Genomic DNA, 13,277 nt, shown 5'->3' with positions numbered 1-13,277 from the left:
CTATAGCCGGATGCGAAACCACAGCCCCTCACTCAGGGCCGGGTCGACCTACGCCAGAAGGCGCCCGCGCACGACAGGCATGAGCGCCGCGAACGCGCGCGACCGATGGCTGATCGCGTTCTTCTCATCGGCGCTCAGCTCGGCCGACGCCACCTCGAGCCCCTCCGGCCGGAAGATCGGGTCATAGCCGAAGCCGCCCGCGCCGACCGGCTGCTGCAGGATCGTGCCCTTCCAGACGCCAAGCTCCGCATGCTCAAAATCGCCATCGACGAACGCCGCAGCGCACATGAAGTCGGCTCTGCGATCCGTCGCATCGCCCAGGTTCTTCAGCAACAGACGGTAGTTGTCGACATCATCGCGAGTGCCGGCATAGCGAGCCGAATGGATGCCGGGCGCGCCAGCGAGCGCCAGCACACTGATGCCAGAATCGTCGGCGATGGCGGGCAGCCCGGTGTGAGCATGCGCCGCCCGCGCCTTGATCAGCGCGTTCGCCTCGAAGGTGTCGCCATCCTCAACCGGCTCCGGCCCGTCGTAGCCGAGCAGTTCGATGCCGTCGAGCTGCGGGCCCAGGATGCGGCGCAGCTCGGCAACCTTGTGGTCGTTGTGCGTCGCCAGAACGAGAGTGCGGGTCATCGAGCGAGGGCCTGCCGCTGCAGCTCCGTCAGCGAGTTCGTGCCCGCAATTGCGAGATCGAGCAGCCCGTCAAGCTCAGCGCGATCGAACGGGGCGCCCTCCGCAGTGCCCTGTACCTCCACGAAGGTGCCCGACCCTGTGGCGACGACGTTCATGTCCGTGCCGGCACGGACATCCTCGGTGTAAGCCAGATCGAGCATCGGAACACCATCGATGATTCCCACAGAAACGGCCGCCAGACTGTCGAGCAGCGGGGTCGCCTTCTGCGCGATGAACTTGCGCTCACGGCCCCACTCCAGCGCCTCGGCGAGCGCCAGATAGGCGCCCGTGATCGCCGCCGTGCGGGTGCCACCATCGGCCTGCAGCACATCGCAGTCGATCACGATCGTGTTCTCGCCAAGCGCTTTCATGTCGACGACGGCCCGCAGACTGCGGCCGATCAGGCGCGAGATCTCGTGCGTGCGACCGCCGACCTTGCCCTTCACCGACTCGCGGTCGGTGCGGCTGTTCGTCGCGCGCGGCAGCATCGAGTACTCGGCGGTCACCCACCCCTTGCCCTTGCCTGCCATCCAGCGCGGCACGCCATTCGTGAACGACGCCGTGCACAGCACCTTCGTGTCGCCGAAGCTCACCAGGCAGCTGCCCTCAGCCTGCTTGCTCCAGCCACGCTCGAACGTGACGGGGCGGAGCTTGTCGGGGGTGCGGCCATCGATGCGAAGTTCAGTCATGTGACCATCCTTCCATGCCTCCACCCTCGAACGAGGGCCGCGGCGCGCGGAACGCCGGAGCGGGGCGAGTCGCGAGTGCCTCCACCTCCGGATGCGCTCACCCGACACTTCGCGACACAGCTGCACACGTCTGAGTGGCAGGTGTGTCGCGAAGTGTCCGATGAGCGAGGTCAGGAGCGGAGGGAGGGCCGAGGCGCGCGGGGCTCGAGACGATCGCGCTGGGGCGCGACCCCGCGACCAGCGGGACCCTCCAGTTCGAGCATCCCGCGACCCCGAGACCAGCGGGTCGCGAGTGGTCACTTGTGGCCCCAAGCACAGACACGTGGGGCGAACTTTGACCCCTCACGGTTCGGCGGGCAGATCACTCTGACCCCATGCCCTGTCGGGAGTGGTCAATTCTGATCCCTACGACGAATTCTTGGGGCCGAATGTGGCCTCTCGCGACGAGCTACGAGCTACGAGCACGAGCTACGAGCCACGAGCCACGAGCGCGAGCCATCCCGCGAGGATGCTCCGTCAGGGCGCGGTCGCGGCGATCGCGGCGCGGAAGTCTGCTGCACGCTCCGCATAGTTGTTGTAGAGGCCGTAGCTGGGGGCGGCCGGCGACAACAGCACGCATCCACCGGCCGGGGTCATCCTGCGGGCGGCGGCCACCGCATCCGCCATCGACGCAGCGACCGCGTGCGGCTGGCCCGCGGGCAGCGCCTCCACGATGTGCGCGCCACTGCCGGGAAGGCCGATGACGGCGGCGATCGGATGCTCCGCCAGGTAGTCGCCGAGGGGCGCGTAGTCGACGCCACGATCCTGGCCGCCGACGAGCAGCGCGAGCGGGGCACCCTCGTAAGCGCGGAGGGCCTCCACCGCGGCGTAGGGACTGGTCGACAGGGAGTCGTCGACGAAGGTGAGGCCCGAAGCATCCGGGATCTCCTCAAGCCTGTGCTCGAGGGCGTGGAACGATGCGAGCGCCTCAGCCACCTCGGCAGCGTGCTCGGCGATCTGGTACCCGTCGGACTGGATCGCGGCGAGCGCGAGGCACGCATTCACCCCGTTGTGCTCACCGCGCAGCGCGAGCGTGGTGCGCGGGAACAGCCGGGCGGGGCCGTGCATGAACCAGCCGTCGGCGACATGAAAACCGTCGGGCCCACCGACCCGCTCGACCTCGAGGCGCGGAAAGCGGGCGGCGAGCTCCGCCATGAGTCGCGGGTCGAGCGCGTTCACGATCACGCGCTCGGGCCCGTGCGCGACGATGTTCAGTTTGTCGGAGAAATAGTCGCCCTCGCTGCCGTGCCAGTCGAGATGCTCCGGAAACAGCGAGGTCAGCACGACCGTTCCGGGCGACACCGTCAGCCCGGAGCACTGATAGCTCGACAGCTCGACCACGTAGCGTGGCGCCTCCGGCAGCGACAGCAGCGGGATGCCGATGTTGCCACCCAGCACCGCCTCACCGCGCAGCGCCGAGAACAGGTGCTGGATGATGCTGCTCGTCGTCGATTTGCCCTTGCTGCCCGTCACCGCGATGGTGTGCGCTGCATGCCCGGCCATCCACAGGCTGGTGCCGCTCGTGACGGCGACGCCCGCAGACCTCAGCGCGCGCACGAGCGGGTGATTCTTGCTGACGCCGGGCGACACGACGGCGACGTCCACATCGAGTTCGTCCGCCGAACCGCCGACGACCACGGGGGCGCGGTCACCCCACTCCTCGCGCCACTGCGTGACGGCGGGGCCATCGGCGTCTGTGAATGCGGTGACGGATGCTGCGGCCGGCACCGCGAGATCGGCGATCGAGTGCCCCTCCCGGCCGATGCCGACGACGAGCACGCGACGGCCACCCAAAGCCTCGGCGACGGAGGCCGCGGTGCGAGCGTCAGTCGAAGGCACGACGGGCTTCCTCATACACGGCAGGCACCTGCGGGGCGGGCCTCGTCTCGAACAGCTCCCCGGTCATCCGCTCGTCGCCGACCGCCAGCTCGGGGGCGAGCTCGAGCATCCGCCTGACCACCGCCGTGTCGCGCCACTCGGGTGAGCGCACGGCGAGACTCATGGCGACGGTCGACTCCGCCTCCTCACCCACGCACTCCCACGGCTTGTGCGCATCGAGGCCGAGCAGCGAGCGGAAGCCTTCGACGAGAGCCTCATTCTCGAACATGTTCGTTCCGACGATGCCCACCAGACGCTCGCGGCTCATGAACGGCGAGAAGGCGAGAAAGACGAACTGGCACTTCGCGCACTCCCCGCACCAGCCGGGGTCGGCGCCGCTGATGCGGAACGCCCTGTTGCAACTGACGATCGCGTGATCGTAGCCGATGGTCTGTGCGAATTTGCGGGCGATGCGCAGTTCGGTGAACGGCCGCAGAAGCGAGAAATAGCCGCCACGGATGCCCGTCTGCGCCTCGATCGCCGACGCCAGCAGCACCTCCGCCTCGAGACTCTTCGACCACTGGTGGTTGACGGGCAGGCCATCCCACACGAGCGTCGGCTCGGCAGCCGAATTCTCGTTCGACATGACGACAGTGCCCAGCCCGAGCAGCCGCGCCTGCGCGACCGCGATGAGCGAGTTCATGGCCGTCACGGGCACATGCCCGTTGCGGGCACCGCGCGAGTTCAGGGCGATCAGCAGCGGGTCGATCGTGCGGCGCGCCTCCACGAACGGCACCCCCGCGGCCTCCGCGACACGACGCATGATCGCGTTCGGGTTCACCGAGAACTGGGTGACCTCGAGCCCGGCAGCCTTGAGAGACTCGACCGTCACAACCGAATCCTTGCCACCGCCGACAGGAGCGAGCGGGCGACGCAGCCTCTCCTCACCCAGGTCGTGCGGCTCGGCACGCTGCGCGAGCGGCCGCAGCGGCACGATCTCCGTGTCGAGCAGGCCCGGCAGCCCAGCGCGGTACGCGAACTCGCCCAGGCCATGCCGCAGCGCATCCTCCAAGAACGCGACAGCGGATGCGGTGACGCCGTCGACATCGAGTTCATAGCGAGGCGGGGCGGCAGCCTTGTAATAGCTGAGCCCGATCACAGCGCCCAGCAGCGGCAGAACCGGGCGGACGGCAACCCAGTCGCCGGATGCGCCATCCTGCGGCAACGCCAACGTCACCGTCTCGACAAAGTCGACCGGTGCGACCGAGCCGGCCCCGAGCATCCGAAATTCAAAATCGATGATGCCCGTCGCCTCATCAAGCTCGAAACCGACGAAACGGAACGCCACAAAATCGGAGGGAACGAACACCGACGGCTCGGACTCGTCAGGCAGGAGTTGGTTCGACACGGCACCCTTCTGGCGGCCGAGACATGCCCGTCACCGCCCAGAAATTCTAACGCACGAGGCCCGACGAATCATTTGAGCAGAAACGGAGAAGCGCCCCGCCGCCGTCATGAATAGCCTTGACTCACACACACGGAGGAAAACCATGGCAGACAAGAAATCAGACGGACTGAGCGCCGACGAACGCGAAGCCGTCAAGCAGCGCGCGAAAGAACTGCGCGAGCAGGAGAAGGCCGGCAAGAACCGCGCCGCCGGCGAGAAGTCAGTGCAGGATGCCATCGCCGCACTCGAACCCGAAGACAAGGTGCTCGCGGACGGTTTCTACAAGGTCGTCAGCACCGTCGCACCCGAGCTCGTGCCCAAGACGTACTACGGGATGCCCGGCTTCGCCAACGCGGACGGCAAGATCGTCGTCTTCATGCAGGCGTCCCAGAAGTTCAAGACGCGCTACTCGACCATCGGCTTCGAAGGCACCGCGAATCTCGACGATGGCGACATGTGGCCCACCTCGTTCGCCGTGCTCGCCTGGACGCCCGCCGTCGAGAAGAAGGTCACCGAGCTGGTCGCCCAGGCCGCCAGCTGAGCCGCGAAAACCGGGTTGCACGTAGGTGAGGTTTCGAGACGGCCGCGGGCGGCCTCCTCAACCCGCAGGTTCGTGCGGGCATTAACCTCCTCAACCCGCGAGTTGCCCGCGGTCGCTAGGCTGTCGCCATGCGGAGCACCAGCACGGCCCTGTTCACCGATCGCTACGAGCTGACCATGCTCGACGCCGCCATGAAGGCGGGCACGCACGACCGCCCCTGCGTGTTCGAGGCGTTCGCCCGCAGGCTGCCCGGCGCCCGCCGCTACGGCATCGTCGCCGGAACCGGCCGGCTTCTGCAGGAGATCGCCGACTTCAGATTCACGGATGCCGAACTCGGCTGGCTGAGTGACGAGAACGTCGTCAGCAAAGCCACCCTCGAATGGCTGGCCGACTACCGCTTCACGGGGAGCATCCACGGCTATCGGGAAGGCGAGGTCTACTTTCCCGGCTCGCCGCTGCTCGTCGTCGAAGGCAGCTTCGCGGAGGCCGTCATCCTCGAGACGCTCATCCTCAGCGTGCTCAACTACGACTCCGCCGTCGCCACGGCCGCCTCCCGCATGGTGAGCGCCGCGAACGGCCGGCCACTCGCCGAGATGGGCTCACGCCGCGTCGGTGAGCACAGCGCCGTCGCTGCCGCCCGCGCCGCCTACATCGCAGGCTTCGCAGCGACAAGCAACCTTGAGGCGGGTCGCAGCTGGGGCGTGCCCACGATGGGCACCGCCGCGCACTCGTTCACGCTGCTGCACGACACGGAAGAGCAGGCGTTCCGCGCCCAGGTCGACGCGCTCGGCCCGGAGACGACGCTACTCGTCGACACCTACGACGTGCACACCGCCGTCGCACTGGCCGTGAAAGTGGCCGGCCCGAAACTCGGCGCGGTGCGCATCGACAGCGGCGACCTGCCAGAACTCGTCGCCGCCGTGCGCCGCCAGCTCGACGACCTCGGCGCCACCGAAACGAAGATCACCGTCACCAACGACCTCGACGAATTCACCATCGCCGCCCTGCGCGCGGTGCCCGTCGACTCGTATGGGGTGGGCACCTCCGTCGTGACCGGCTCCGGCTCACCCGCCTCCGGCATGGTCTACAAACTCGTCTCCCGGCAGGATGCCGACGGCGAATGGGTGGCCGTCGCCAAGACATCCGTCGGCAAAGCCAGCCCGGGTGGTCGCAAGTTCCCCCTTCGCGTGCTCGACGCATCCGGAACCGCCGTCGAAGAGCGCATCCACGTCGAAAGCACCGAAGCGGACGGGCGGGCGCTTCACGTTGCGCTCATGACCGACGGCGTCACCGGCGCAGCACACCTCGGGGCCGCCGGCACGAAGGCGGCACGCGACCACCGGGAGGCCGCCGTCGCCGAACTGCCGGCCGAAGCATTCCGGCTCAGCCGCGGAGACCCGGCGCTGCCGACGGTATTCGCGTAGCGCGGGGGCCGGTCTCGAGACTGGCGCGGCAGACCGCACCACCTCGACCAGCAGAAGAAGCACGGGGGCCGGTCTCGAGACGGCACTCCGTGCCCCTCGACCAGCAGAATCGAGGCGCGGCACTCCGTGCCTCTCGACCAGCAGAATCGAGGCGCGGCAGACCGCATCACCTCGACCGGCAGAATCGGGGCGCGGCAGACCGCACCATCTCGACCAGCAGAGACGACCGTGGTCAGCTCGGGGCGTGCGCCTCCAGGAAGCCGTACACCTCGGTCTGGTCGATGCCCGTGAACGACCCCGTCGGCACGGCCGACAGCAGTGACGACTGCAGCCGGGCGCTCGGCAGCGAGTTGTGCGCCCACCGCTCCGCGAGCGCCTGCGGTGGCCTGCGGCAGCACTCCGGGTCGGGGCATCCTGACACCTGCCGGTTCGGGGTGTCGCGCCCCCTGAACCACTTCACGTGCGCGAACGGCGTGCCGACGCTGACCGAGAATGCGCCCTGCGCGGTCGACTGGATGCTCGAGGTGCACCAGTAGGTTCCGCCCGGTTTGTCGGTGTACTGGTGGTACGGGCTGAAGCGGTCCTCGACCTCGAACACCTGTCTGGCGCTCCAGAAGCGGCATACCATCTGCCCTTCGACCGCGCCCAGAACATCCGTCGGGAATGCGGCGTTGTCGTTCTCGTAGGCCTTCGAGATGGTGCCCGATTCGTGCACCTTCAGAAAGTGCACGGGCACGCCCAGATGCTCGGTGGCCAGGTTCGTGAAGCGGTGCGCGGCCGTCTCGTAGCTGACCGCAAAGGCGTCGCGCAGGTCCTCGACGGACAGCTCTCGCGCATCCTTCGCCTGCGTCAGAAATTCGACCGCGCCCTGCTGCGGCACCATGAGCGCCGCCGCCAGATAGTTCGTCTCGACGCGCTGACGCAGGAACTCGCCGTAATCCTTCGGCTCGGCGACACCGAGAACATGCCCGGCGAGCGCCTGCAGCAACGCGGTGCGCGGGTCGCCGCCCGCGTTCAGGCGCAGGTAGATGCGCCCGTTCTCGAGGTCGGTGACGGAGCGGGTGGATGCGGGCAGGTCTTTTGTGTAGTGCAGCGAGAACCCGAGATGGCTGGCCAGGTCGGATGCGACCCGCTGCGACAGCGGGCCGCCCGCATGCCCGACAGTGGCGAGCAGTTTCGCCGCCGTCTCCTCCAGTTCGGGAAAGTGGTTGTTCTGTTTGCGCATCTGCCGGCGCAGCTCGGTGTTGGCGCGGCGCAGCTCCTCCGGTGTGGCCGCCCGCTCGCGGTGCAGGCGCTCCAGTTCGGCGTGCAGGCCCAGGATCGTCTCGATCGCCTCATCGCTGAGCGTCTTGCGGATGGGAAGCGCCGGCAGCCCCAACGCACCGAACAGAGGGCCGCGCTGGGCACGCTCGAGCGCGATCTCGAGGCCCGCCCGCTGCGACGGCGCTTCTGCGGCGAGCAGTTGCTCGAGCGGCACGCCGAGTGCCTTCGCTAGCGTCTGCAGGTCACTGAGCCGAGGCTCGCGTTTGCCGTTCTCAAGCACGCTCACCTGTGACGGCGCGCGCCCGATGGCCGCGCCGAGGGCGTCGAGGGTCATGCCGCGGTCGGTGCGCAGCTGTCGGATGCGTTTGCCGATGGTGAGTGAGTCGAGCATGTCTTCATCGTCGGTCGCGGCAGGCAGGTGCGGGGTCATCCCGACAGGCTTGCACATCCGCTTCTTCTGAACAACAGAAGAATCAGAAAACTTCTGCCCACTTTGCCACTGAAGAGCCGCCGAAGTTGCAAGAGAGTGGGTTCCACGCATCCGATTCACCGGAGAACGACCAGAAGAAAGGCGACACCATGAACGCACGCATCGAGATCACCGGCCCTCTCGCCGAGCGCTTCGACGAGATCCTCAGCGACGACGCGCTCGAGTTCGTCGCCGAGCTGCACGCCCGCTTCAGCGGCCTGCGCCACGACCGCCTCGCCGAGCGCATGCAGCGCCGCTTCGACCTGGGCAACGGGCGCGACCTGGGCTTTCTGCCCGAGACGGAGCACATCCGCTCGGATGCCACCTGGCGCGTCGCCGGCGCCGGCCCCGGCCTCGAGAACCGCCGCGTCGAGATCACAGGCCCGACCGACCGCAAGATGGCCATCAACGCGCTCAACTCGGGAGCCAATGTGTGGCTCGCCGACCAGGAGGACGCCACGAGCCCCACCTGGGCGAACGTCATCGGCGGCCAACTGAGCCTGTTCGACGCAGTGCGCGGGCAGCTCGACTTCACGAGCCCCGAGGGCAGGACATATTCGGTGACCGCCGAGCGCACCCCCACCATCGTGATGCGCCCGCGCGGCTGGCACCTCGTCGAGAAGCACCTGCGCTACATCGACCGCACGGGCACGAGCATGGCGGCATCCGGCAGTCTCGTCGACTTCGGTCTCTACTTCTTCCACAACGCGAAGAAGCTCATCGAGCAGGGCCGCGGGCCCTACTTCTACCTGCCGAAACTCGAGTCGGCGAGCGAGGCGCGCCTGTGGGATGACGTCTTCAGCTTCTCCGAGGAGTTCATCGGCATCCCGCACGGCACCATCCGCGCGACCGTGCTGATCGAGACGATCGGCGCCGCCTTCGAGATGGACGAGATCCTCTACGAGCTGCGCGATCACTGCGCCGGCCTCAACGCGGGCCGCTGGGACTACATCTTCTCCATCATCAAGAACTACCGCGGCCGCGGCCAGTGGTTCGTCATGCCCGACCGCAAGCAGATCACGATGACGGTGCCGTTCATGCGGGCCTACACCGAGCTGCTCGTGAGCACCTGCCACAAGCGTGGTGCCTTCGCGATCGGCGGCATGAGCGCGTTCATCCCGAACCGCCGCGACCCCGAGGTCACGGCCCGCGCCCTCGAGCAGGTCGCCGCCGACAAGCGCCGCGAGGCCACCGACGGCTTCGACGGCACCTGGGTCGCGCATCCCGACCTGATCCCCACGGCCCGCGCCGAGTTCGACGCGGTGCTCGGCGAGCGCCCCAACCAGCTCGACCGCCTGCGCGACGATGTGCACGTCACGCGCGACCAGCTGCTCGACATCCGATCGATCGGGGGGACGGTGACGGATGCGGGGCTGCGCGACAACGTGGCCATCGGCATCCGCTACATCGAGTCATGGCTGCGAGGTGTCGGCGCCGCCGCGATCGACAACCTCATGGAGGACGCCGCCACCGCGGAGATCAGCCGCTCGCAGATCTGGCAGTGGATCCACCAGGGCACCGTCACGGAGCAGGGCACCGTGATCTCGGTCGAGGTCGTGGAGGGCATCATCGAGCGCCTCGGCCTGGAGCGCTTCGAGGGCGACCGCTTCGACGACGCCACCGAGGTGTTCCGCGAGGTTGCCCTGCGCGAGGAGTACCCCACCTTCCTCACGATCTGCGCCTACACGCGCTACCTCGTCGAAGAGCCGACGCCGGCCGCCGCCTGAACCCGACCACCCGACCTTCGTAAAGGACTCAGAACAATGACCACCTACAGCAACGACATCGACGCCATCGAAACCCTGAAACAGCAGTTCGGCAGCAGCTGGGATGCGATCAATCCCGAATCCGTCGCCCGGATGCGCACCCAGAACCGGTTCAGGACCGGCCTGGAGATCGCTCAGTACACCGCCGACATCATGCGGCGCGACATGGCCGAATACGACGCGGATTCCTCGGTCTACACGCAGTCGCTCGGCGTGTGGCACGGCTTCATCGGCCAGCAGAAGCTCATCTCCATCAAGAAGCATCTCAAGACGACCAACAAGCGCTACCTCTACCTCTCCGGCTGGATGGTCGCCGCGCTGCGCTCCGAGTTCGGGCCGCTGCCCGACCAGTCGATGCACGAGAAGACGGTCGTGCCCGCGCTGATCCAGGAGCTCTACACGTTCCTGCGGCAGGCCGACGCCCGCGAACTCGACCTGCTCTTCACGCGGCTGGATGCGGCGCGCCTCGCCGGCGACGAAACATCCGTCGAGCTCATCCAGAACCAGATCGACAACTTTGAGACGCACGTCGTGCCGATCATCGCCGACATCGACGCCGGCTTCGGCAACCCCGAGGCCACATACCTGCTGGCGAAGAAGATGATCGAGGCGGGCGCGTGCGCCATCCAGATCGAGAACCAGGTGTCGGATGAGAAGCAGTGCGGCCATCAGGACGGCAAGGTGACGGTGCCCCACGAGGATTTCATCGCCAAGCTGAACGCGGTGCGTTACGCGTTCCTTGAACTCGGCATCGACAACGGCGTCATCGTCTCGCGCACCGACTCGCTCGGCGCCGGCCTCACCCAGAAGATCGCGGTCAGCCAGACGCCCGGCGACCTCGGCGACCAGTACAACTCCTTCCTCGATGTGGAGGAGATCACCGAGGGTGCTCTGGGCAACGGCGACGTCGTCATCAAGCGCGACGGCAAGCTGGTGCGCCCCAAGCGTCTCGCCAGCAACCTGTACCGGTTCCGCCAGGGCACGGGCGAGGACCGCTGCGTGCTCGACAGCATCACCTCGCTGCAGAACGGCGCCGACCTGCTGTGGATCGAGACCGAGAAGCCGCACATCGGCCAGATCGCGGGCATGATGAACCGGGTTCGCGAGGTCATCCCGAACGCGAAGCTCGTCTACAACAACAGCCCGTCGTTCAACTGGACCCAGAATTTCAGGCAGCAGGCCTACGACATCCTGCTGGCTGAGGGGTCGGATGTCTCGGCCTACGACCGCACAAAGCTCATGAGCGTCGAATACGACGACACCGAGCTCGGGCGTCTCGCCGACGAGAAGATCCGCACCTTCCAGCGCGACAGCTCTGCCGAGGCGGGAATCTTCCACCACCTCATCACCCTGCCCACCTACCACACGGCCGCGCTGTCGACGGATGATCTGGCGAAGGACTACTTCGCCGAGGAGGGCATGCTCGCCTACGTGAAGGGCGTGCAGCGTCGCGAGATCCGTGAAGGCATCGCCACCGTCAAGCACCAGAACATGGCCGGCTCCGATATCGGCGACAACCACAAGGAGTACTTCGCGGGCGACGCCGCCCTCAAGGCCGGCGGCAAGGACAACACGATGAACCAGTTCTGAGGCCCACCCCTCCGAACCCTGTTTCGCGGCGTGCGCGCCCGCTCGGGACGTGAGTGCCTGCTCGAGCGGGCACGCACGTCCCGAGCGGGCGCGCACATCCGATCGCGGGGCGGTGTGCACGTCTACTGCGCGACGACCGCCTGCCAGAACTCGAGCGCGACACCGGTGACTGCGCCATCCGCAGTGACAATGCTGAGCGTTCCAGACAAGACGGCGTCGTTGAGCCAGGCGTAGTCCCCGTCGGGCGCTTCGATCTGCGGCCGGGTGATGCCGGAGAAGGAACCGCCGACACCACACAAGACGCCCTCGTTGTAGATGCTCAGCAGGGCTCCATCGGTCGTGCGCACAACGTAGCGGGCACTGGCCGTCTCGCGTCCATCGTGCGCGCGAAGGTTCCAGTCGGCGCCGAGCGGGAGCACATCCCCGGTGATCCGCGGCCCCGACGCCACCCCGCCGCTGATGGGGATGATCCGACGGTGGCCACCGATCACCTCCCCCGCCTCGATCGGTTCTGTGATGTCCACACGGATCCTCGCGATCAGCTCAAGACCCAGGCGCGGGTTCGATGTCACGATGCCGCCTCCTCATCTGTCGCACCAGGCTGGCCCTGATGCAGGTGCAGCGCTCGATACTGTCTAGGGGATGATCCGAATTGGCGGCGGAACGCCCGGCTGAATGACGCAGGGTCGGCGAGCCCCCAGCGCTCGGCGACTGAGCTGATCGAGTGCCGAGCCATGCGCGGGTCAAGAAGTTCGTCGCGCACACGCTCAAGTCGTCGCTGTCGCACCATCGCGGTGATCGTGGTGCCGTTGGCGGCAAAAATGCGTCGAACGTAGCGAGTGGACAAGAAGTGCACAGCGGCAATGCGGTCGGCAGAGAGATCAGGGTCGGCGAGGTTGTCTTCGATCCAGAGCACGAAGGTCGTGAACAGCGATATCGATTCGGCTGAGCCGGCGGGCCTAGCATCGGCGATCACGGCGTGAGCGGCAGCAAGCACGGCGTCGCCGACGTGCACGCTCGCCGCAAGCGACGGAACAGAATCTGGTCGGCTCAGGCCCGCAAGAATGCCGCGAAGCACCGCGGCAGACGGAAGACGCGAAAGATCGGTGGCAACCACATCAGAGAACGCGCTGTAGCGCAGGGCAATCGAGGCGATCGGGATGCGCACAACAAGGTACTCGTGATACCCGGGAGAAGTGATTCTGTAGCGCTGCGCAGGGGTATAGAACACGAAGTCGCCCACCCCGAGCTGCACGGTCTGCTCACCCTGGCTCACCGACAGATGCCCTGCCGTGACAAAACCGAGCACGACCCCCTTCCACCGGCGTGCCGTCAGCAACGGTTCGACATCGACACGATCGCCAGAAATGTGGGCAACGTCGAGGGTGCCGATGCGAAAATGCCGGGTGACGCGGGGGTTGGCTCCGTCTGTGCGCACGACCACAGCATCCGAGGTGTGCTGCGGGCGGTCCTCGCCCAGACTTTCGGTCTCGAGCCACCCGTAGAGCAGCATCTCGTGTTCTGCCCCGCGCATCTCTACCGACTTCTCCATCGAACCC

Annotated in this window: 11 protein-coding genes; 4 read left to right on the top strand and 7 right to left on the bottom strand. The window is 67.2% G+C overall.

The features are described from left to right. Positions 1 to 48: 48 nt before the first annotated feature. The 4 genes from rdgB to FB562_RS02580 all read right to left on the bottom strand — a co-directional run bounded on the left by rdgB (position 49) and on the right by FB562_RS02580 (position 4,626). Complete coding sequence (gene rdgB, locus FB562_RS02595) at positions 49 to 633, bottom strand: RdgB/HAM1 family non-canonical purine NTP pyrophosphatase (protein ID WP_141879713.1); 585 nt, start codon at positions 631 to 633, stop codon at positions 49 to 51. Beyond that, complete coding sequence (rph, locus tag FB562_RS02590) at positions 630 to 1,361, bottom strand: ribonuclease PH (protein WP_141879712.1); 732 nt, start codon at positions 1,359 to 1,361, stop codon at positions 630 to 632. The genes rdgB and rph overlap by 4 nt, the downstream gene beginning before the upstream one ends. Before the next feature lie 516 nt (positions 1,362 to 1,877). Further along, on the bottom strand, positions 1,878 to 3,239 hold the full coding sequence (gene murD, locus FB562_RS02585; protein WP_221625354.1) for a UDP-N-acetylmuramoyl-L-alanine--D-glutamate ligase: 1,362 nt from the start codon (positions 3,237 to 3,239) through the stop codon (positions 1,878 to 1,880). Beyond that, positions 3,226 to 4,626 (bottom strand): MurL-like N-terminal domain-containing, encoded by a 1,401-nt coding sequence (locus tag FB562_RS02580; RefSeq protein WP_141879710.1) that lies wholly within the window; start codon positions 4,624 to 4,626, stop codon positions 3,226 to 3,228. The genes murD and FB562_RS02580 overlap by 14 nt, the downstream gene beginning before the upstream one ends. A gap of 142 nt (positions 4,627 to 4,768) precedes the next feature. On the opposite strand from FB562_RS02580, the gene FB562_RS02575 reads away from it, so the two are divergent. Beyond that, on the top strand, positions 4,769 to 5,206 hold the full coding sequence (locus tag FB562_RS02575; protein ID WP_141879709.1) for a hypothetical protein: 438 nt from the start codon (positions 4,769 to 4,771) through the stop codon (positions 5,204 to 5,206). A 128-nt stretch (positions 5,207 to 5,334) separates the two neighbouring features. Then, entirely contained in the window at positions 5,335 to 6,630 is a 1,296-nt protein-coding gene (locus FB562_RS02570) for a nicotinate phosphoribosyltransferase (protein ID WP_141879708.1), read from the top strand. Between the two features lie 232 nt (positions 6,631 to 6,862). On the opposite strand, the gene FB562_RS02565 is transcribed toward FB562_RS02570, so the two are convergent. Continuing rightward, on the bottom strand, positions 6,863 to 8,323 hold the full coding sequence (locus FB562_RS02565; RefSeq protein WP_185740436.1) for a helix-turn-helix transcriptional regulator: 1,461 nt from the start codon (positions 8,321 to 8,323) through the stop codon (positions 6,863 to 6,865). Between the two features lie 149 nt (positions 8,324 to 8,472). On the opposite strand from FB562_RS02565, the gene aceB reads away from it, so the two are divergent. Further along, a complete protein-coding gene (gene aceB, locus FB562_RS02560; protein ID WP_141879706.1) occupies positions 8,473 to 10,089 on the top strand; it encodes a malate synthase A in 1,617 nt (538 codons plus the stop codon). 36 nt (positions 10,090 to 10,125) lie between these two features. Continuing rightward, positions 10,126 to 11,718: an isocitrate lyase gene (locus FB562_RS02555; protein WP_141879705.1), complete on the top strand. Its 1,593-nt coding sequence runs from the start codon at positions 10,126 to 10,128 to the stop codon at positions 11,716 to 11,718. A 122-nt stretch (positions 11,719 to 11,840) separates the two neighbouring features. On the opposite strand, the gene FB562_RS02550 is transcribed toward FB562_RS02555, so the two are convergent. Together FB562_RS02550 and FB562_RS02545 are read right to left on the bottom strand one after the other, a co-directional pair. Further along, the gene (locus FB562_RS02550) at positions 11,841 to 12,290 is read right to left on the bottom strand and encodes a DUF3237 domain-containing protein (protein ID WP_185740435.1); all 450 of its coding nucleotides are present in this window, start codon (positions 12,288 to 12,290) and stop codon (positions 11,841 to 11,843) included. After that, complete coding sequence (locus tag FB562_RS02545; protein ID WP_185740434.1) at positions 12,287 to 13,270, bottom strand: helix-turn-helix domain-containing protein; 984 nt, start codon at positions 13,268 to 13,270, stop codon at positions 12,287 to 12,289. Before FB562_RS02545 ends, FB562_RS02550 begins: the two co-directional genes overlap by 4 nt. Between the last annotated feature and the right edge of the window lie 7 nt (positions 13,271 to 13,277).

Source organism: Homoserinimonas aerilata (genome assembly GCF_006716125.1).
Lineage (GTDB): Bacteria > Actinomycetota > Actinomycetes > Actinomycetales > Microbacteriaceae > Homoserinimonas > Homoserinimonas aerilata.
This window is presented reverse-complemented; position numbering and strand designations above follow the sequence as displayed.